Here is a 21007-nt window from a genome sequence, read left to right as displayed (position 1 = left end):
CGAGAGCGAATGTAAATGTTGTAAGAAAAGGCTTACACTTTTTTGGGGTTTATCCTTGTGTGTACAGAAACCTTGACAGTTTTAAGGGATTTTAGGGAAGGAAATGTTTGAAAAAGCTTTAAAAGATGAGATTTTTCCTTGTATTTAAGTTGGCACAATAATTGCATAATTACTTTAGTGAATGGCCCATCTGTCATTTTATATTGGGTTTCCACGTAAAATGAAAAGGGATTATTGAAAGCGTTCTCAATATTTAGGGGAATCATTCAGCTTGACTTGGGGAAGGCAGGCTTGGATGGTAAAAGCGCAAAAATTAAAAATATGGAATTTAGGAGATTACTAGTTCTATTTAACGGCTTCCGAATTATTTTGGGGCAAGGGAGAAAAGGGGGAAATGAATTGGTGATTCAAATTTTAGCCATTGTGGTGGCGCTGGGACTTTTAATCTTTTTAGCCTACCGGGGCTATCCGGTCATTATCATAGCGCCGATTGTTACTTTATTGGCGGTGATTTTATCCGGCGGACATTTGCTGCCAAGTTATACAGAGACATATATGACGTTTGCGGCTAACTATATAAAAGCGTTTTTTCCGATATTTTTATTAGGGGCCGTATTCGGAAAGGTCATGGAGATGAGCGGTGCAGCTGCCTCCATTGCCAAGACCATCGTAAAATCACTAGGCTCGAAGCAGGCTATTCTTGCTGTAGTGCTTGCGTGCTCGGCGCTGACATATGGCGGAGTTTCATTGTTTGTTGTGGCATTCGCCGTTTATCCATTTGCAGCGGCAATTTTTAAAGAAGCAGACATTCCAAAAAGACTATTGCCGGGAACGATAGCATTGGGCGCCTTCACATATACGATGGATGCCCTTCCTGGAACACCTCAGATTCAAAATATCATTCCAACGAATTATTTCGGAACAGATACTTATGCAGCTCCAATCATGGGGATTATTGGCGCAATCATGGTATTCACTGGAGGAATGATCTGGTTAGAGCGTCGCCGTAAACAAGCGGTGGCAAATGGTGAAGGCTACGGGGAAGGACATATCAATGAACCAGAAAGTGCAGAACAGCAAAACCTGCCTAACTTTTGGCTGTCCATCGTACCGCTCATCCTTGTCGTAGCGTTTAATTTTGCTTTCAGCCGCAGTGCCATTTCGGTTAAGCACTGGTATGATGCTTCGATGCTGAAGGAAACTTTCAACATTGCCGATGTAAGCACAGTCACTTCATCCTGGTCTTTGATTGTTGCATTGGCCATCGGTATTATTGCAGCGATGCTTCTGAATGTTGGACGCATCAAGGTCAAATTGGCAAGTGGATTAACAGCTGCGGCAATGGGATCATTGCTTGCCATATTCAATACTGCATCTGAAGTTGGTTTTGGGAATGTGGTGAAAACACTTCCTGGATTCTCGGTCATTCAAAACTGGGTGTTCAATGCAAGCGGAAATCCGCTCGTATCCGAAGCTATTGCCGTCAATGTGCTGGCAGGGATTACCGGATCCGCATCAGGTGGACTTTCGATTGCATTAGAAGTGATGGGAAGTCACTATTTGCAGGTGGCCCAAAGTGTCGGAATCACCCCGGAAATGCTTCATCGAATAGCATCCATGGCATCTGGCGGAATGGATACGCTGCCGCATAATGGTGCCGTCATTACCTTGCTTGCCATTACTGGACTGACACATCGCCAATCTTACAAGGATATTTTTGCGATTACGATTTTGAAAACAGTGACCGTGTTCATCATAGCTTTTGCAACATCACTGTTTATTTAATAGAATAGTATTAAGAATGGAGATGATGGAAAATGAGTAAATTATTAACATCTTTTGATAGCGCTATTCAACAAATCGAGGATGGAGCAACCATTATCGTAGGCGGGTTCGGATTAAGCGGAATACCAGAAAAACTAATCATTGCTTTGCGTAACAAAGGTGTAAAGGATTTGACGATTGTCAGCAACAATTGCGGTGTCGATGACTGGGGTCTCGGTCTATTGCTGGAAAATAAACAAATCAAAAAAATGATCGCTTCTTATGTTGGGGAAAATAAGTTATTTGAACAGCAATTTTTAAGTGGCGAGCTGGAGGTCGAACTAGTTCCCCAAGGAACGCTGGCCGAGCGTTTAAGAGCGGGCGGAGCGGGAATTCCTGCCTTTTATACAGCTACAGGAGTAGGGACGGAAGTCGCAAAAGGTAAAGAACATAAAGAGTTTGATGGCCGCACATACATTATGGAAAAAGGAATAGTCGGAGATTTTGCCTTTGTAAAAGCCTGGAAAGCAGATCATTTCGGTAATCTTGTATATCGGAAAACGGCAAGGAATTTTAACCCTGTCGTTGCCACCGCAGGGAAAGTCACGCTTGTCGAAGTGGAGGAGCTTGTGGGCACAGGGGAGCTCGATCCAGATGAAATTCATACTTCAGGGGTTTATGTACAAAAAGTGCTTGTAGGAAATGACTATGAAAAACGAATTGAAAGACTTACAACTGCTAACGCATAAAAAGGAGGAGTATCGAATGACTAGACAACTAATTTTAGAACGGGCCGTTAAAGAAATCAAAGATGGGATGTGTGTGAATTTAGGGATTGGAATGCCGACCTTGATTGCCAACATGATTCCAAATGACTTTAATGTCATGCTTCAATCGGAAAATGGCTTACTCGGAATCGGGCCTTATCCCCAAAAGGATCAAGTTGATCCGGATTTGATCAATGCAGGAAAAGAAACGGTAACGGCAAAAGCGGGGGCATCATTTTTTGATAGCGCTGAATCATTCGCAATGATTCGCGGCGGCCACATCGATCTAGCCATTTTAGGCGGGATGGAAGTTTCCGAGAATGGTGACTTGGCAAACTGGATGATTCCAGGGAAGATGGTAAAAGGGATGGGAGGAGCGATGGACCTCGTCCAAGGTGCAAAACGAATTGTTGTCATCATGGACCATGTGAACAAGCACGGGGAATCCAAAGTGAAAAAAAGCTGTACATTGCCATTGACGGGAGAAAAAGTCGTCCATTGCCTGATTACCGAACTGGCCGTTTTTCAATTTACAGACGCTGGCATGGAATTGATTGAATTGCAAAATGGCGTAACACTTGATGAAGTGAAAAGTAAAACAGAGGCTGACTTTACAATAAGCCCCTCTATTGAAATCAAAGCGTAAGGTTAAGAGATTAATAAAATAATACATGATTAGACGGCTTTCATTCGCAAACGGGCGAACGGAAGCCGTCTAATTTTTTTGGGGAAATTCCATTTCTATTAATGAAGGAACGACAGGCCTTTTCACCTCAGTTATCAATACTTGGCAGGCAGTCGGCGGAAAGGGAGCGGATTTCTGAAATCAGCAGGAACGTTTATTAAGAAAAAACTGTAGGCTACTCTGAACTGCCCCGTAAATGTTAGACACCAAACTAACATTTACGGGGTTTTTTTATGGCTAATTTTTCTGCCGAAAAACTGGCTAGCCGAGACCCTACAGACGCTTGCATCGAGGAGGCTTGGCAGACAGTCGGCGGAAAAAGGAGCGGATAAATAACATATCACTTCTATTCTCTAATAAATGAGAACGAACAAACTTTTCCAATTCTGCTACTTTTCCGTTAAAAAGTCTTATATAAACTTTGATGGGAACTTAAAAGGAGGGATGACAGTGAAAGTAGCATTACGGACATTATTGGAGCGATCAGTGAAAAAGATGGGCAAAGGGATGAATCCTGTTGTGAAGGCAGCAGCATTGGAAATGGTGGAACGTGCTTATAATGAAGGAATCACTGTACAGATAAGTGCAGGTTACCGCTCTTTGGAAGAACAAGCCAACCTTTTTGGTCAAGGACGAGTTTACAGCTACAAAGGAAAAAACTATAGTAATCTAGCTAAACCGATTGTGACGAACGCTAAGCCAGGGCAATCCTATCATAATTATGGACTGGCTATTGACTTCTTCATTGTGAGTGATGATGGCAGGAGAGCGATATGGACAGTTAATTCAAAATGGCAGCGAGTGGCTGCCATAGGTAAGGGTTTAGGATTTAAATGGGGCGGGGATTGGAGTTCATTCAAGGATTACCCCCACTTGGAGATGACAGGCGGGTTATCTCATACACAGTTACAAGCAGGAAAAGAACCCCGCCTTACCTTCAAATTAGAAAAAAGGGAAATGCAGAAAACGGGCAAAGGAGATAATCATATCATTTCGATTCAAAAAACGTTAAATGGCCGATATGAAGCGAATATTGAGTGTGATGGGTTTTATGGTCCCAAAACTCGAACGGCCCTTATAATAGGTTTACAAACGGAATTGAATAAGCAATTCAATAAAAAGCTTGTTGTCGATGGAAAATGGGGGCCTAAAACGAAGAATGCCACCGTCACAATAAAAAAAGGAGCTAGCTGCAATATCACATGGATCCTACAAGCAGCGTTATATATGGAAGGTTTTAACCCCGGTACTCTTGACGGAGAATTCGGGGGAAAAACCGAGGCGGCATTATTCAAATACCAGAAAGCAAGTAAGATTTCCGCTGATAAGCTTGCAGGCAAAGTAACATGGAATGAATTGTTTGCTTGATGGAAAATCCATACCGTTAGCAGAAAGTAAAGCTGTGCAGGAGCGCATCAACTACCTTTTCCTCATTACTTATACTTCCACTCAAATAGTAATGATGGATTGCAAAGTTCTTAATATTCCTTTGGAGTACGTACCTGTCGCTATTTTAGTATGAGCTTCCTTTGCTTCTTGGGTTGCATTCCCTACAAGGTAACCATGTTTAACACTTTTTAACATGAGCAGATCATTGCCGCTATCCCCGAAAGCAAAGGCATGCTCCCGATTCAGCCCGAATTTGTCTAGCATAAAACGGACAATCTCATTTTTTCCAGTGCCTAATGGAATGAAGTCTATATCATAACTATCTTCAGGATCGCCGGCAAGGGGATTGCAACGATTGATATTTACCCCTATCCCGTACTCTTTGGCCACCCTCTGGATGGTAGCTAAATTCTTCTTGTCGACGGATTCATGTTGTATTTGATAATAATAATTTCTTTTGTAGCGTGAACTTCCCATTTGAGTCTGAGGAATCAAGGGTATATTGCCGTTAAGTAGAACATTATAAATTTCATCGACTTTCCCCTTATTAAATTCTTCGATATTAATCTGCGAATGCCAATCAGGATCACTTTCCAAAAAGTTATTTTCCGAGAAATAGGTGATTTCGGTGCCTAAGTCGCTGGCAATAAAATGTGGGAAAAACCTGAATCCACCTTTTTCCATTTTATGTAATATTGATTCGATACTACTCCCAGTGACCCAGCCAAAGATAAGTTCTTCATCCATGCTTTTTGCTTCTAAGTAATTTTCAAGCTCATATACATCTTCCTGTCTCTCGTGACTCATGGAATGAGGATAATAGGTCTCATCGAAATCACAGAATACAATGTATTTTGGGTCTTCAACCTTTGGCAATGACTGAAACCCGCCCTTTTTTTTCAAAAACATAGCAATCCCTCCATTCGCTAAAATATAACTTTTTAAAAATACAACTCAGAAAAATTTTGATAATATATTAGGAACGGTTTAATCATAACTTCTGAAATCGATAACATGTCAACCACTTATTACAAGGATGGGATTAAATGACGAGAATTAGCGAGATAGCCAAGATATGTAATGTCTCAAAAACAACGGTATCCAGAGTCTTAAATAATCATCCATATGTATCGAAAGAAAAAAGGGAACAAATCTTAAAGGTCATGGAAGAGCTTGATTATGCACCAAGTTCACTAGCCCGGAATTTTAGGACAAATAAAACCCAAACCATTGCAATATCAGTCCCAAGTTTCGATCATCCATTCTTTGCCCAATTGGTTAAAGGAGTATCTCTAGCAGCATTGGAAAATGATTATAAGGTTCTTATTTTTCAAACCTTTTATGATTCGAAAAATGAATTGGATGTTATGGGGAAATTAAAGAATAGAGAAGTAGATGGGGTTATTTTAGGAGCGTTAGAAAATGAATGGAATGTAATCAAGCCTTATTTGAAATACGGCCCAATTTTACTGTGTAATGAATACCATCATTCCGCTTCTATACCGATTATTGGATATGACGAATTCGAAGCGACATACAAAGCTGTTAATCATTTAATAGAAAAAGGCCATAGGAAAATAGGTTTTTGCTACGATACTTCTTATAGTCAGGCCCAGGGTCAAAGAAAAGAGGGGTTTTTAAAAGCTTTAGCGGATAATGATTTACTGCATAATGACGATTGGATATTTGGGCATGGATTTAGTATTAAAGATGGATTCCGTATTTGTGATGAAATAGTAAAATTAAAAGAAAAACCTACTGCCTTATTTACTGGAAATGACCAGGTAGCAGCAGGAATTATTAAAAAGGCAACTGCGTTGGGCTACAAAATACCGGAATGCCTAGCCATAGTTGGTTATGATAATCAATCTATTTGCCAAGTCACAACCCCTACCATAACCACAATCGATATACCGATTATGGAACTAGGACAACGCACTGTAATAGAATTGATAAAATATTTAAATGAAGATTTGAAATTAAAGCGCGACATTATTAAATTGCCTACAGAACTTAAAATCAGAGAATCGACCTAACCTTCATAAAGATATAAAAGCTCCTTATTCAGTTCATTATCCTTTCAGACAGACACTAAAGAAATTCTAAGGGGAATAATTCTTCCTACCCCGGGAATAATCTGACCAACCCCCAGAATGATTCGACTTTCCCGGGAAATAATTCACCTAAACTCAACATAATTCGACTTACCACGGTATGATCCTTTCTGTACAAAAATCCGCTATTCATCTAAAGTATTCATTCTAGTTCTAGGCACCAATCATTGCATTTCATAAAGCTCCCTGGCGGGTATTCGAATTCACATTCGGAGATGAGATTGAAGCCGAGCTTGCGGCAAATTGCGTTAGATGCAGGATTAGTGATCGAAGGGAATGCGTGAATGTATTGGTAATTTCGTTCGGCTTTGATTTTCTCTATCAGTACCTTCACGGCATGAGATGCGATTCCTTTTCCTTGAAAGGAAGGGAGGACGCTCCAACCGATTTCGTAAACGAATTCATCGTTCCACACTTTTTGCCAGTAGCCAACGGAACCGGCTGCCTTTGCCTCTGGAAACGGGATGATGCTAAACATGCATCCCTTATCCCCAATCTGTAGATACCGCTGATGACGCTTCAGGATTTGTTCATTACTTTCTGGTCCGCCAAGATGTTCCATCATTTCTGGGGCATTTAGTTGAAATAGTAATTGAAGGTCTTTATCTTCCCACGGTTTAATTTCCAATCTAGTTTCCGAAATCCGACTCACCCCTGAATTTTATATTTTCTCTTATAATCTTCTTGGCTTAATGCGAGATTCCTTTATTTGACCTTATTATTCTATTACCTTTGTACTGAAGTTTGAATTAAATAAGAATAAAGAGATGAATGTTTCCCATTAAATGCTATAATTTACAGGTGATTCTATCAAATGACAGAGAACGGAGATGAAGAAATGAAATCTTCAGTAAATCAGTTTTCCACTCAATTTGAATGGATATTGAATGTGATCAATGTGGGTGTCCATATTGTGAATAAAGATGGGGATACGGTTTTTTACAATGAAATGATGGCGCATATCGACGGGCTGGATCGGGAGCAGGTGCTGGGGGAGAATATTTTTCAGCTTTATCCTTCATTGACTGATGAATCCAGTACGCTGCATGTGGCCTTGGAAAAAGGCAATGAAACGATTGAGTCCATTCAAACATATGTCAATTTAAAGGAGAAAAAAATAACGTCGATCAATAGTACGTATCCTTTGTATGAGGATGGTGAAATTATTGGGGCAGTGGAAATCGCAAAGGATATTACAAAGGTCATGAATATGTATGACCAAATTGTCGATTTGCGTTCCCAGCTGGCAGAGACGCATAGGAAAAATAAGTTTTCTGAAGGGACGGCGACCTATCATTTTAGTGATTTGATCGGCAATAGTCCTGCTTTTAAGCAAGCGATTTCCTTGGCGAAAAAAGCGGCCCGTACACATTCCCCAGTCATGATTTATGGACCAACAGGGACAGGGAAGGAACTGGTCGCGCAAAGTATACATAATGTAAGTGCTCAGCGAAATCAGCCTTTCATCGCGCAAAACTGTGCGGCCGTTCCAAAGGAATTGATGGAGGGGCTGCTGTTCGGCACGACGAAAGGGGCTTTTACCGGAGCGATGGATCGCATGGGCATTTTTGAACAGGCAAATGGCGGTACTCTTTTCCTTGATGAGCTGAATAGCCTCGACCTCGGTCTGCAGGCAAAATTGCTTAGGGTGCTTCAGGAAGGTGAAGTGCGCCGTGTTGGAGGTTCGAAGGAGCAAAAGATTAATGTGAAAATCATTGCCGCGATGAACATTTCTCCGGAAGAGGCGTTGGAGCGGGGAATCATTCGTTCGGATTTGTTTTTTCGCCTCAATGTCGTAACGATCCAGATGCCTTCTCTTTCCGAGCGTAAAACGGATATTCCGGAAATCGTCAATCACTTTATTCAAAAATTCAACAAATCATTTTTTACGGAAGTGCGCGGGATCAGTCAAAGGGCGATGCAGCGGCTTCTTCAATATCCATGGCCCGGGAACATTCGTGAACTGGGACATGCCATCGAGTTAACCTTTAACGTCATGGACGCTGGGGAAGATTTGATTGATGAACATCATCTTCCTGCTTATCTTTTCCCTTCAGGAAATTATGCTGCAGCAAATGCGCAGAGCCAGCCTTCCCCATTGAAAAACAGGATTGATTTACCTGTCGTTCTTGAAGAAATGGAAAGGGAAATGATCATCAATATGTTCGAGAAATATAACGGGAATATCAGCAAAACGGCAGAAGCCCTCAATATTAAAAGGCAGGGATTGCAATATAAGTTAAACAAGTACGGCATTGAAAAAGTTTATACGGCAGGGTCGAAGGAATCCAAGTGAATTCAGGTTTTTTGGAAACGCTGTCACTGTCATATCATGATGTAATCTAAAGAGACTTTCAGAATGTAGACAAGCTCGATGAAAATCGAGTTCGTCTACATTTTTTTTGCTTGTACAAATTTGGACGTTGATTGGAACGTAGGGTACTCGCTTTCCGCGGGCGGTCCGCCCTCGGCGCACTTACCTTGGACCCGCTATTCCCGCAGGAGTCTCGAACACCCGCTCCAATCAACTATGTTTAAAAATTTGGATAGAACTCCTTTTGTCTACAAACTGGAGGGCTCTTGTGTAAAGAGAGCCTCTTTTTTTTATTGCTTGGCGCAAAGAATTCGGCTGCAAAAAATTATGCATAATGAAAAATATCTTGCGATTTTAAGCTCGGTTTACCCCCATTTGCTTATGATTTCCTTGTTATCAATGTTGGCATCATTCTTGCGAGAGTATATAGATAAGTTCTTATAAAAAGGGGGCATTATTAATGAATTTGATGGGAATGGATGTAAAACATAAAGAATACCTAGGTGGACGCAGGCATTATAATGATATCGAATTGTGGAAGGATGTAACGGAAGAGCAGTGGAATGATTGGATCTGGCAATTGACCAATACGATTAAATCACTGGATGATCTGAAAAAAGTCGTCAACCTGACACCTGAAGAAGAGGAAGGAGTCCGGATTTCGACTCAAACGATTCCGTTGAACATTACGCCTTATTATGCTTCTTTGATGAATCCCGATGACCCTCGCTGTCCGATTCGTTTACAGTCTGTACCGCTTTCGGCAGAAATGAACAAGACTAGATATGATTTGGAGGATCCGCTCCATGAGGATGAGGATTCCCCTGTTCCAGGATTGACGCATCGTTATCCGGATCGCGTTCTATTCCTTGTAACGAACCAATGCTCCATGTACTGCAGATATTGTACGCGACGCCGTTTTTCAGGTCAGGTTGGCATGGGTGTTCCCAAGAAACAGCTTGACGGGGCGATTGAATATATCCGGAACACTCCGGAAGTGAGGGACGTCCTGATCTCTGGCGGTGACGGCCTGTTGATCAATGATAAGATCCTTGAATACGTATTGAGTAACCTACGCGCCATCCCGCATGTGGAAATCATCCGGATCGGCACACGTGCACCGGTCGTTTTCCCGCAGAGGATTACAGAAAATTTATGTAATATTCTGAAAAAATACCATCCGGTTTGGTTGAATACGCATTTCAATCATTCACTTGAACTGACGGATGAAGCGAAAAAGGCATGTGATATGCTCTCGATGGCAGGGGTGCCGCTTGGTAATCAGGCAGTCATCCTCGCTGGTATCAACGATAGTGTCCATATCATGAAAAAGCTTATGCATGACTGTGTTAAAGCAAGGGTAAGACCTTATTACATTTATCAATGTGATCTATCTGAAGGGATTGGCCATTTCCGGGCGCCGGTTTCAAAAGGACTGGAAATCATTGAAGCACTGCGCGGCCATACATCAGGATATGCAGTGCCAACCTTTGTGGTGGATGCTCCTGGCGGTGGCGGAAAGATTGCCTTGACCCCGAATTACCTTCTTTCGCAAAGTCCGGATAAAGTCGTTTTACGGAACTTTGAAGGAGTAATCACAAGCTATCCGGAGCCGAAGAACTATGTTGCCGGCAGTGCGGATGCTTACTTCGATGAAGTGTATGGTACTGCGGATAGGAAAGAAGCCGTCGGGATTTCCGCGCTCATGACGGATGAGAAATTCAACTTGGTGCCAGAGGGCCTTCGTCGTCTTGACAAGAGAAAAGCGTATGAAAGCACTGATGAACATGCTTCCTTGAAGGATCGCCGTGATAAACGGGATGAAATGAAGGAAAAATTAAGGTTGGCCCAAGAAAAAAAGAATGCCTTGGCCGCTAGTGGCTCGGTGAAATCTGATGGCAAGGAGGAATGAAGATGGACTGCTTATGGTGCAATACCCCAAACGTAGAAGAAAGCGAAAAGAAGGATTGCTACTGGATCATGCCTGACGGGAAACGTTCAATAAAAGTCCTTCAAGTTCCGGCCATAAACTGTCCTGAATGCGGAATCTATGTGTCTGATTCGATGAATCAAAAGGTTGATGAAGCCTTATCCATATATGATGTGACTGAATATCCTGATGAGTTTACGTATGAACAGCTTCTTCAGGCACCTGTCAAAAAATTATTCAATTGGAAATAGAATGCCGGGAGAAGCGGATGATAGGCATCTCTTCTCCCGAATTCTTTAAATAAGGGGGATACATGATGCCTGTTCAAAAGCTGCCTTTTTTCACCCAAATGGAGACCGGGGATTGTTATACGATGGAGCTCTATCATGATCATGCCAATCAGCGCTTGCGCATGGATGATTATCGGGGAAATATCAAAAAAGCGATCGATCGGGCCCTTGCCATCGCAAAGGAGCAGGGCTTTACAAAATTGATACTTAAAGCAAGGAATGAAGATTTATCAGCGGCGTTGGGTCAAGGATTCATGCTGGAAGGAATATTGAGCAAGTATTTCAAAGGGAATGATGCCTATTGCATGGCCTTCTATTTAACGGATGAAAGGCGGACTAGCGACTTTTGGGTCAAGGAAGATATGGTCATCCAAGATGTTACCACAGTTCCTAGACCGATTGCATCCCAGCAAATACCTGACGGTTATATCCTCCGGTCTGCTACGGAGAAAGATGCACAAGAGCTGGCGAAGCTATATGGTGCCATTTTTGAAACCTACCCTACACCGATGAATGATGAACGATATATCAAGAAAGTGATGGAGGAAGGGACGATCTTTAGTGTTATCGAATATGAAGGAACCATCGTGAGTGCTGCATCCGCTGAAGTGAATGAGATGTATCATAATGCTGAAATTACGGACTGTGCAACAATTCCCCAGCATCGAAAGCATGGTTTCATGAAGGTGCTCATTTCCGCATTGGAACAAGAATTGTACAGGAAAAACATTTATTGCTCTTATTCATTGGCCCGTTCATTGTCAATGGGCATGAACGCCGTCTTTCATCAGCTGGGATATGAATATGGCGGCAGATTAACGAAGAATTGCAATATTTGGGATAAGTATGAGGACATGAATATTTGGGGTAAAGATTTATCCCTCAAGTAGGAGGATTTTCTATGGCTAAATACACATGGGTTGATAAAGAAACGTGCATTGCGTGCGGGGCGTGCGGTTCAACAGGTCCTGAGATTTATGACTATGACGATCAAGGGATCGCTTTCGTCATCCTGGACGATAATCAGGGAATTGCCGAAGTTCCTGAAATCCTGCATGATGACATGCAAGATGCCATGGAAGGCTGCCCTACGGAATCCATCCTGATTCAGGATGAGCCTTTTAGTCTTTTAAGAACGTAATAGATTAATAGATAATGTGTACGAATGTTAAAAGGAGAGATGAAATGGAACGAAATCATTTGATTAAGCCTACTTTAGATCTGGACTATCCCACTATCTCTCATGGGAATGGAATTTATCTTTATGATACAGATGGAAAACAGTATATAGACGGCTCATCAGGAGCGGTCACGGCAAGTATTGGACATGGTGTATTGGATATTGTCGAGGCCATGACGGAGCAGGCCCGCAAGGTTTCTTTTGCATATAGGTCTCATTTTACGAGCGGAGCCGCAGAGGCATTGGCCAAAAAGCTAAGTGAGCTGGCTCCAGGGGATCTGAATTGGTCATTTTTTGTGAACAGTGGATCGGAAGCGACCGAAACGGCAATGAAGATCGCGATTCAACATTGGCAAGAAAAAGGGTTTGAGCGAAAAAATCGCATAATCTCCAGGTGGACCAGTTATCACGGGATCACGATGGGCGCTTTATCGATGTCAGGCCATGTACCAAGAAGAAAACGTTTTGTGCCGCTATTGGAGGATTTTCCTAGCATATCTGCTCCTTATTGCTATCGCTGTCCTCATAATAATGAACCTTCAGGATGCAAGCTTAAGTGTGCAGACGAACTGGAGACAGCCATTCAAAGGGTCGGCTCCGAGAATATCGCAGCCTTCATCGCAGAACCGATAATCGGGGCATCCGCTGGTGCTGTAACACCGCCGGATGGCTACTATCAAAGGATTAAGGAAATCTGCGAAACCTATGACATTCTTTTTATCGCCGATGAGGTAATGACGGGAATCGGCCGTACAGGAAAAATGTTCGCAATGGAACACTGGGGAGTCACCCCGGATATCATCGCATTGGGTAAAGGAATGAGCGCCGGGTATACTCCAATCGCAGCCACGATGATTACTGACCGTGTCATGGAGCCGATTTTAAAAGGCTCGAAATCAATCATGGCCGGACACACATATAGTGCAAACCCTTTATCGGCAGCCGTTTCATTGGAAGTGCTTTCCTACATTGAGCGCAATGACCTGGTTCGGGCAGCGGAAGAGAAAGGTCAATATCTGTTTAAGAAGCTGCAAAACTTGGCTGAGAAATTCGACATCATCGGTGATGTTAGAGGGAAAGGGCTTCTCCTTGGTCTTGAGTTTGTCTCAGATCGGGTGTCAAAAACGCCATTCGACTTGCAAATCGGCCTGACTCCTAGGCTTGTCAACAAGGCTTTTGCGAAGGGGTTGATAATCTATCCTGCTGCAGGTGCGATTGAAGGAATCGCTGGTGATGCGGTTATCATATCTCCGCCATTAATCATTACGAATGAAGAAATCGATCGCCTCGTCAAGATACTGGAAGCTTCCCTCGAAGAGTTGCAGCAAGAATTGCACGCGGAAGGTTTGATTGAAGACATGCAGGCTATTTAGGAGGAACGGTATGAAGCAGGTCATTACGAAGAAAAGCAAAATTGTGACCATGGAAGAAGCGCTGGAGCATATTTCCGATGGATGCACACTCATGTATGGCGGATTTGGCGGAGTGGGGACTCCTCCGACGCTTGTACAGGGTATCCTTGACAAGGGCGTTAAGGAATTGACCTTGATTGGCAATGATACTGGATTCCCTGATATCGGCATTGGCCGGCTTGTGACAGCTGAAAGGGCAAAGAAAGTGATCGCCTCGCATATCGGATCCAATCCTAATGCCGGCAAGCTCATGACTGAAGGAAAGCTGCAAGTCGAATTTTCACCGCAGGGTACATTAGCCGAACGGATTCGTGCCGGCGGTGTAGGCTTAGGCGGGATTTTTGTCGATGTCGGGATTGGTACGATAGCCGAAGAAGGCAAGGACAAGATTGTGATAGAAGGAAAAGAATATTTGGTGGAAACCGCTTTGACGGCAGAGGTCAGCATCGTCCATGCTAAAAAGGCCGATTCACTTGGGAATTTAGTGTACGACAAGACTGCATGTAATTTCAATCCACTGGTAGCGATGGCAGGGGCCTTCACGATTGCGGAAGTGGAGGAAATCGTTCCTGCAGGCGAATTGGATCCGGAATGTATTGCCACACCAGGCATTTATGTAGATATGGTGATTCCGACAAAAGGGGTGAATTGGAAATGGGCATGGCAGTAGATTTACGAAATCGCATCGCGAAACGTGCCGCCAAGGAAATCCATGACGGATTGATCGTAAATTTAGGCATCGGCATCCCTACCTTGGTGGCAGATCATATTCCTCAAGATATCCATGTGCTGTTCCATGCAGAAAATGGAGTTCTCGGTACGGGTCCAAGTCCTGATCCCGGAAAAGAAGATCCTGCCCTCTGTAATGCGGGAGGTTTCCCGATCACCACTGTAATGGGAGCTTCTTACTTTGACAGTGCAACGGCATTTGGGATGATCAGGAAAGGATACATCGACATCACCATCCTTGGGGCCCTGGAAGTCAGTGAAAAAGGGGATTTGGCGAATTGGATCGTCCCAGGAAAGCGGGTGCCGGGTATGGGCGGGGCAATGGAGCTTGCCCAGAAAGCCAAAAAGGTGATCGTCCTGATGAATCATGTGAATAAGCAGGGTGAATCTAAGATCTTGAAGACATGTACGCTGCCATTGACGGCAAGAAAGAGTGTGGATTTAATCATTACGGATATGGCTGTCATGGAAGTTACAGAAGAGGGATTGGTGCTTAAGGAAGTTATGGCGCCATATACCGTGGATGATGTGATAAGGAATACAGAGGCATCATTGAAAATCCATGCTGCCGTCAACACCATTGAATAGGTAAGAGGAGGAAAAAAGCTTGAATGAGGTTGTCATCGTTGCTGGGGCGCGAACTGCAGTTGGATCCTTTGGAAAATCACTCAGGAATGTTAAAGCTACCGAATTGGGCCGACAAGTATTGGAAGGTTTAATGGAGAATTCCGGTTTGGGTAAAGAAAAAGTCAATGAAGTGATTTTCGGACACGGCTATGTCCACGGAGGCGGACTTAACTCGGCACGAATTTCGTCGCAGCTGGCATGTTTCCCACACAGTGTCCCAGGACACGTTGTAATCAAAGCATGTGGATCAGGTTTAAAGGCCATTACCAACGCCGCTTTAACTATCGCTGCTGGTCAAGAAGACGTCATTATTGCCGGCGGAGTGGAGAGCATGAGCAATGTGCCTTATATCGTGAAAAATAGATGGGGCGGTAAATTTGGAAACTTAACGATGGAGGATGCCCTGCTGGCAGATGGATTAATATGTTCCTTGGAAAATGATCATATGGGAATCACTGCCGAGCGCTTGGCTGAAAAATATGGTATCCGTCGTGAAGAACAGGATCAATTTGCTTATCAAAGCCACAAGAAGGCTTGGAAAGCTATAGAAGAGGGTCGCTTTAATAGAGAAATTATTTCGCTTAAAATCAAGGGTCGAAAAGGGTTTCAAATCTTCAACCATGACGAAGGGGTACGCGAGGACATTCATCTAGATCAACTAGCCAATCTTCAGGCAGTATTCAAAAATGAAGGAACCATTACGGCAGGAAATGCCTGTCCTATGAATGATGGGGCTGCAGCTGTACTTTTAATGTCCAAGCAGCAAGCAGAAGAAAAGGGATTAAAACCGCTCTTGAAAATAAAGGCTTTTGCCAGTGCAGGAGTTGAACCTGGAGTTATGGGGATTGGACCAGTACCCGCTACTCGAAAGGCATTGGAAAAAGCAGGTCTATCGTTAGGGGATATCGGACTGATTGAACTTAATGAAGCATTTGCTGCCCAAGCACTTGCAGTGATCAAGGAATTAGATTTGAATCCGGATATTGTCAATGTCAATGGGGGGGCAATTGCACTTGGTCACCCTGTAGGAGCAACAGGTGCAAAATTGACAGTCACACTGATGCATGAAATGTTGCGTTCACAAGTTAAGTACGGAATGGTAACGTTGTGTATGGCAGGCGGAATGGGACTTTCAGTAATCTATGAGAATATGTGTAATTAAGGAGGATAATCGTGCCGGATATACAAAAACGGATAAACCAATGGATCAAGGATCATCGGGAAGAAGGAACGAACCTATTGCAAAAAATGGTACAAGCCCCGAGTACACAAGGAAATGAAGCGGGGGCACAGGCCATCGTCGCCCAAAAGCTGCAGGAAATGGGTTTGCAGATCGATAGTTGGGAACCAAACGGCAGCGAGCTGAAAAAGCATTCTTATTTCTATTCTCCGCGCAGTGAATTTTCCAACAGCCCCAATGTGGTGGGTATCATGAAAGGGACTGGAGGCGGACGTTCCATCATCTTGAACGGACACATCGATGTCGTTCCGGACGGAGACCGAGATCAGTGGGACGACGACCCATATAGCGGAGCGATTAAGAATGGAAGAATGTTTGGACGCGGCGTAACCGATATGAAGGGTGGAAATGTATCGCTGATCCTGGCGATGCAGGCTTTGAAGGAAAATGGCATCCAATTAAAAGGAGATGTTATTTTTCAAAGTGTAATTGAAGAAGAAAGCGGCGGTGCCGGAACATTAGCGGCTGTCCTTAGAGGGTATAAAGCCGATGCCGCCCTGATTCCTGAACCGACGAATATGAGGATCTTCCCGAAACAGCAGGGTTCGATGTGGTTCCGAATCCATGTTAAAGGCCGGTCAGCACATGGCGGAACAAGGTATGAAGGCGTTAGTGCGATTGAAAAAAGCATGACTGTCATCAATCATATTCGTGCCTTGGAAGACAAGCGAAATGCACGTATCAGTGATCCGCTTTATCAGAACACGCCTATTCCGATTCCGATCAATCTAGGTGTCATTGAAGGCGGTAATTGGCCGTCATCCGTTCCCGACCTTGTGAAAGTCGAAGGAAGGATGGGTGTTGCGCCGGAGGAAACGATGGAGCAGGCGAAAGACGAAATGGCTGCCTGGTTATTGCAGCTCGGGGAAGCGGACCAATGGTTCAAGGAAAACCCGCCCGTATTGGAATGGTTCGGGGCACGCTGGGTTCCAGGGTCAATTGATGTCGAGCACGAACTGATGAATGCACTTGTTCATCAATATCGGCAAGTTGCCGGACAGGACCCGGTCATTGAAGCCTCCCCATGGGGAACGGATGGGGGATTGCTGACACATGTCGGTGAAACGCCAGCTATCGTGTTCGGACCAGGAGTAACCGAGGTTGCCCACTATCCAAATGAATACATCCTGCTCGACAACGTGTTCTCCACAGCCGAAATCATTGCGCTTACTCTAATTCAATGGTGTGGAATGGAGACTGAGCAGGATGGGGTCACCCAATCCGGGACTAGGGAGACGATACCGGGAAATGGCAATTAAACTGGATGTCATCCCAGCAAGTGAAGCGAACGATTAAGTCTTTCACAAAGCGGTTGTTAAAAAACTCTTTTATTCTTGAACTTTTAACTTTAAAAGAAAATGAGGTAGGAACCTTATGGATATGAATCTCATTGATAATGAAGAACCGACAGTTAAAAGGAATCCCATTGATAATCAAGAACCGACAGTTAAAAGGCAACTGAAAGCAAGACATATGACCATGATTGCCATTGGCGGTTCAATAGGAACCGGATTATTCCTGGCGAGCGGGGCAACCATCCAGAGCGCAGGGCCCGGCGGTGCCCTCGCTGCCTATGCCTGCATTGGGATCATGGTTTATTTCCTGATGACGAGCTTAGGGGAAATGGCGACATATATGCCTGTGTCGGGATCCTTTTCCACCTATGCCACACGCTTTGTTGATCCCGCATTCGGCTTTGCACTTGGCTGGAATTATTGGTTTAACTGGGCAGTCACCCTTGCCGTGGAAATAGCTGCAGCAGCCATCATCATGAAATTCTGGCTACCTGATGTACCCAGCCTGATATGGAGTGCCTTATTTCTTGGAATCGTCTTCACCCTCAACGCCCTATCCATTAAAAGCTATGGTGAATCTGAATATTGGTTTGCACTAATAAAAGTCATTGCCATCATTTGCTTCATCATTATTGGTTTATTGACCATATTGGGGATTTTTGGCGGAAAGGTGATCGGATTTGAAAACTTCACCATGGATGAGGCACCATTCAAGGGAGGATTTTTATCGATCATCTCAATCTTTCTAATCGCGGGATTTTCTTTTCAAGGCACAGAACTGGTGGGTATTGCTGCCGGGGAAAGTGAAGAACCCGAAAAAAACGTTCCGAATGCAATCCGCCAAGTATTTTGGCGCATCCTATTATTTTACATCGGGGCCATCCTGATACTTGGTCTCTTAATACCGTATACGAGTCCAAGCTTGTTGAACGGAGATGTCGAAAACATTTCTGTAAGCCCTTTCACACTTGTCTTTGAACGGGCAGGGCTGGCATTCGCTGCATCCGTCATGAATGCAGTTGTGTTAACTTCCTTACTGTCCGCCGGAAACTCAGGGCTATATGCATCAACGCGGATGTTATGGTCGATGGCAAAAGATCATCAAGCTCCCAAATTCCTGGCCAAAGTCAACCGCAGGGGGATCCCGATGAATGCCTTGATCATGACATCCTTAATTGGAGGATTCGCCTTCTTGACCTCCATTTTCGGGGACCATGTATTTACATGGCTATTGAACGCATCTGGGCTGACTGGCTTCATCGCCTGGATTGGAATCGCCATAAGCCATTATCGCTTTAGACGTGCCTATGTTGCACAGGGTGGTGACCTAAACGAACTGAAATATAAAGCAAAATGGTTTCCATTCGGTCCGATTCTTTCATTCACCCTGTGCATGCTCGTCATAGCAGGACAGAACTATGGAGCATTCCTAAGCGGCAGCATCGACTGGTATGGCGTCGCCGTCTCCTATATCGGATTACCGATATTCCTGGCAGTCTGGCTAGGATACAAGATTTATCACAAGACCAAATTAATAGCATTGAAAGATTGTCAATTCGATAAATCAGATGTGGCTTGATACCAATGGAAAAAACCTGAGCTCCCCTTTGGGGACTCAGGTTTTTTTATGAAGATTTGTAACGAAATCCGGTTATATCTGCGAAAATCGGAATATATCTACGGAAAACCAATTATATCTCCGAAAATCGGAATATATATCTGCGAAATCCAGTTATATCTGCGAAAATCGAATTATATCTCCGAAACGGCAATTATCTCATCTTAAATCATTTTTTAAAGCTGAATAATTGGGTAAGTGGTGCAATATTATTCTATGTACGATTATACTGTGTACGAAAGGAAACTGATGATGAAAGAGGCGTTTCGCGGTTCTGGAATTGGAGTCATTTTCATGGCGGTCTTCGGAACACTGTGGGCGGGTACCGGTGTAATGGGATTGCAGGGGTGGGGGTTTCCCTACGTGGAACTCGCAGCCATATTCGTGGGAATCATCATGGTTATCGTTGGCATTTCATTAATACATGCATCACAAAAAATGTCCAATCAAGTTTCAGATGATGGGGCAAGACGTCTTAAGCGTATCGGATTTTTGTTTAATATGGTCTTCATTGCCGAAGGTTTGCTGATTGGGATTGCCATTGCCATCTGTAACTTGATCAATCAGACCGATCTTATACCGGGAGTCATCGCCATTATTGTAGGGATTCATTTTTTACCATTGGCGTCACTTTTCCAAATCAAGGTTTATTATGCAACAGGTGTGCTTCTCTGTTTATTGGTGCTTATTACATGGCTGATTGTGCCAGACACCGTCATGGTTGGGAAGCATCAAATCCTTGCACCGTTATCATTGCTCGGCTTTGGATGCGCGCTAATACTCTGGACCACTGGACTTACGCTATGGCTTGGAATAAAGAATTCAAGCCGAACGATAGCCGATGAAGAATGAATCAATGAAAAAACCCGTCATGGCGAACGGGTTTTTTCATTTAATTTTTCATCCAGGTCAAGAGCCTGACAATTTGAAATGGTTCATTCCAAACGAGAATGAAACTTAAAAGAAAGAATGCAGCCACAGCCAGAAATTTCGACAGTCCTCTTTCATTTTATACATGGCCCCTAAGCTGCATAACATACCAATTAGCAACGCACCGAATCCTGAAATCATAAGCAGCTCGGAGGATTTTGAAAAAGCAAGGGAACAGCAAAATGATAGGATACCAATCACTGCAAATACGATTGACCAATTGCTTAAACGTTTCATAGAGACTCCTTTTTTACTAATTATACCAATTTGGTATTATTAATGGTATGAAAAAAATTGAGGTTGTCACTTATGGGAATATATTGTAATATATATAACAATATAAAATTTTAGAAGCATTGATAAGGACATGAATCATTTTTACGGTCTGCAGAGAGGGAAGGGCAGCTGCGAACTTCCTGGCTTAGGAAACTGATTTACCGCCTTTGAGCTATATCGGTGAACAAGAGTAACTGATATCGTCTAAGCTGCGTTACAGCTCCAGAGCCATGAGTATTTTTTGCTTATGGGAAATTGGGTGGAATCACGGGTAAACGCACTCGTCCCTTACATAGGGATGGGTGCGTTTTTTATTATTATAATTATTGCCATGATAAGGACATGAATCATTTTTACGGTCTGCAGAGAGGGAAGGGCAGCTGCGAACTTCCTGGCTTAGGAAATTGATTTACCGCCTTTGAGCTATATCGGTGAACAAAAGTAACT

Annotated in this window: 20 protein-coding genes and 2 other annotated features (1 of these 22 only partly in view); of the genes, 17 read left to right on the top strand and 3 right to left on the bottom strand. The window is 43.5% G+C overall.

What is annotated here, in order from left to right:
• The first annotated feature begins 399 nt into the window (after nucleotides 1-399).
• The 4 genes from ACZ9AO_RS16905 to ACZ9AO_RS16890 all read left to right on the top strand — a co-directional run bounded on the left by ACZ9AO_RS16905 (nucleotide 400) and on the right by ACZ9AO_RS16890 (nucleotide 4584).
• Nucleotides 400-1785, top strand: a complete 1386-nt coding sequence (locus ACZ9AO_RS16905; RefSeq protein ID WP_034309720.1) for a GntP family permease — start codon at nucleotides 400-402, stop codon at nucleotides 1783-1785.
• Between the two features lie 32 nt (nucleotides 1786-1817).
• Entirely contained in the window at nucleotides 1818-2513 is a 696-nt protein-coding gene (locus tag ACZ9AO_RS16900; RefSeq protein WP_034309718.1) for a CoA transferase subunit A, read from the top strand.
• A gap of 16 nt (nucleotides 2514-2529) precedes the next feature.
• Nucleotides 2530-3177 carry a 3-oxoacid CoA-transferase subunit B gene (locus ACZ9AO_RS16895; RefSeq protein WP_048685380.1) on the top strand — a complete coding sequence of 216 codons (648 nt, stop codon included), beginning with the start codon at nucleotides 2530-2532 and terminating at the stop codon, nucleotides 3175-3177.
• Nucleotides 3178-3660: 483 nt separating this feature from the next.
• On the top strand, nucleotides 3661-4584 hold the full coding sequence (locus ACZ9AO_RS16890) for a M15 family metallopeptidase (protein WP_476109519.1): 924 nt from the start codon (nucleotides 3661-3663) through the stop codon (nucleotides 4582-4584).
• Nucleotides 4585-4665: 81 nt separating this feature from the next.
• On the opposite strand, the gene ACZ9AO_RS16885 is transcribed toward ACZ9AO_RS16890, so the two are convergent.
• Nucleotides 4666-5514: an HAD-IIB family hydrolase gene (locus tag ACZ9AO_RS16885; protein ID WP_476109518.1), complete on the bottom strand. Its 849-nt coding sequence runs from the start codon at nucleotides 5512-5514 to the stop codon at nucleotides 4666-4668.
• Between the two features lie 137 nt (nucleotides 5515-5651).
• On the opposite strand from ACZ9AO_RS16885, the gene ACZ9AO_RS16880 reads away from it, so the two are divergent.
• Nucleotides 5652-6641, top strand: coding sequence for a LacI family DNA-binding transcriptional regulator (locus ACZ9AO_RS16880; RefSeq protein WP_476109517.1), 990 nt, complete (start codon nucleotides 5652-5654; stop codon nucleotides 6639-6641).
• A gap of 220 nt (nucleotides 6642-6861) precedes the next feature.
• Here the strand turns inward: ACZ9AO_RS16880 and ACZ9AO_RS16875 are convergent, their stop codons facing one another.
• Complete coding sequence (locus ACZ9AO_RS16875; protein ID WP_476109516.1) at nucleotides 6862-7347, bottom strand: GNAT family N-acetyltransferase; 486 nt, start codon at nucleotides 7345-7347, stop codon at nucleotides 6862-6864.
• Between the two features lie 186 nt (nucleotides 7348-7533).
• Between ACZ9AO_RS16875 and ACZ9AO_RS16870 the strand changes: the two genes are divergently transcribed.
• The 12 genes from ACZ9AO_RS16870 (at nucleotide 7534) to ACZ9AO_RS16815 (ending at nucleotide 20206) form a co-directional block, all read left to right on the top strand.
• Nucleotides 7534-9015 carry a sigma-54 interaction domain-containing protein gene (locus ACZ9AO_RS16870; protein ID WP_476109515.1) on the top strand — a complete coding sequence of 494 codons (1482 nt, stop codon included), beginning with the start codon at nucleotides 7534-7536 and terminating at the stop codon, nucleotides 9013-9015.
• A gap of 493 nt (nucleotides 9016-9508) precedes the next feature.
• Complete coding sequence (gene kamA, locus ACZ9AO_RS16865) at nucleotides 9509-10945, top strand: lysine 2,3-aminomutase (RefSeq protein WP_048688615.1); 1437 nt, start codon at nucleotides 9509-9511, stop codon at nucleotides 10943-10945.
• A gap of 2 nt (nucleotides 10946-10947) precedes the next feature.
• Nucleotides 10948-11214 (top strand): YokU family protein, encoded by a 267-nt coding sequence (locus ACZ9AO_RS16860; RefSeq protein WP_289350773.1) that lies wholly within the window; start codon nucleotides 10948-10950, stop codon nucleotides 11212-11214.
• 65 nt (nucleotides 11215-11279) lie between these two features.
• Nucleotides 11280-12143: a putative beta-lysine N-acetyltransferase gene (ablB, locus tag ACZ9AO_RS16855; protein WP_082196486.1), complete on the top strand. Its 864-nt coding sequence runs from the start codon at nucleotides 11280-11282 to the stop codon at nucleotides 12141-12143.
• An 11-nt stretch (nucleotides 12144-12154) separates the two neighbouring features.
• A complete protein-coding gene (locus tag ACZ9AO_RS16850; protein ID WP_063594590.1) occupies nucleotides 12155-12394 on the top strand; it encodes a ferredoxin in 240 nt (79 codons plus the stop codon).
• 44 nt (nucleotides 12395-12438) lie between these two features.
• Nucleotides 12439-13806, top strand: a complete 1368-nt coding sequence (locus tag ACZ9AO_RS16845; protein ID WP_476109514.1) for an aspartate aminotransferase family protein — start codon at nucleotides 12439-12441, stop codon at nucleotides 13804-13806.
• Nucleotides 13807-13816: 10 nt separating this feature from the next.
• The gene (locus ACZ9AO_RS16840) at nucleotides 13817-14515 is read left to right on the top strand and encodes a CoA transferase subunit A (RefSeq protein WP_285856689.1); all 699 of its coding nucleotides are present in this window, start codon (nucleotides 13817-13819) and stop codon (nucleotides 14513-14515) included.
• Nucleotides 14500-15162 carry a 3-oxoacid CoA-transferase subunit B gene (locus ACZ9AO_RS16835; protein WP_476109513.1) on the top strand — a complete coding sequence of 221 codons (663 nt, stop codon included), beginning with the start codon at nucleotides 14500-14502 and terminating at the stop codon, nucleotides 15160-15162. The genes ACZ9AO_RS16840 and ACZ9AO_RS16835 overlap by 16 nt, the downstream gene beginning before the upstream one ends.
• 19 nt (nucleotides 15163-15181) lie before the next feature.
• A complete protein-coding gene (locus ACZ9AO_RS16830) occupies nucleotides 15182-16363 on the top strand; it encodes a thiolase family protein (protein WP_476109512.1) in 1182 nt (393 codons plus the stop codon).
• Nucleotides 16364-16374: 11 nt separating this feature from the next.
• Nucleotides 16375-17700: a peptidase gene (locus tag ACZ9AO_RS16825; protein WP_476109511.1), complete on the top strand. Its 1326-nt coding sequence runs from the start codon at nucleotides 16375-16377 to the stop codon at nucleotides 17698-17700.
• Between the two features lie 115 nt (nucleotides 17701-17815).
• Nucleotides 17816-19315, top strand: coding sequence for an amino acid permease (locus tag ACZ9AO_RS16820; RefSeq protein WP_370027425.1), 1500 nt, complete (start codon nucleotides 17816-17818; stop codon nucleotides 19313-19315).
• Nucleotides 19316-19606: 291 nt separating this feature from the next.
• On the top strand, nucleotides 19607-20206 hold the full coding sequence (locus ACZ9AO_RS16815; protein ID WP_476109510.1) for a DUF7010 family protein: 600 nt from the start codon (nucleotides 19607-19609) through the stop codon (nucleotides 20204-20206).
• Between the two features lie 105 nt (nucleotides 20207-20311).
• Here the strand turns inward: ACZ9AO_RS16815 and ACZ9AO_RS16810 are convergent, their stop codons facing one another.
• Complete coding sequence (locus tag ACZ9AO_RS16810; RefSeq protein WP_476109509.1) at nucleotides 20312-20521, bottom strand: hypothetical protein; 210 nt, start codon at nucleotides 20519-20521, stop codon at nucleotides 20312-20314.
• A gap of 110 nt (nucleotides 20522-20631) precedes the next feature.
• Nucleotides 20632-20852 (top strand) — a binding site (T-box leader).
• A gap of 30 nt (nucleotides 20853-20882) precedes the next feature.
• Nucleotides 20883-21007: a binding site (T-box leader), on the top strand (it continues 97 nt past the right edge of the window).

The organism is Peribacillus sp. TE19612 (genome assembly GCF_056279465.1).
Note: the sequence above shows the minus strand (reverse complement) of the source record. Positions and strands in the feature narration are given on the sequence as shown.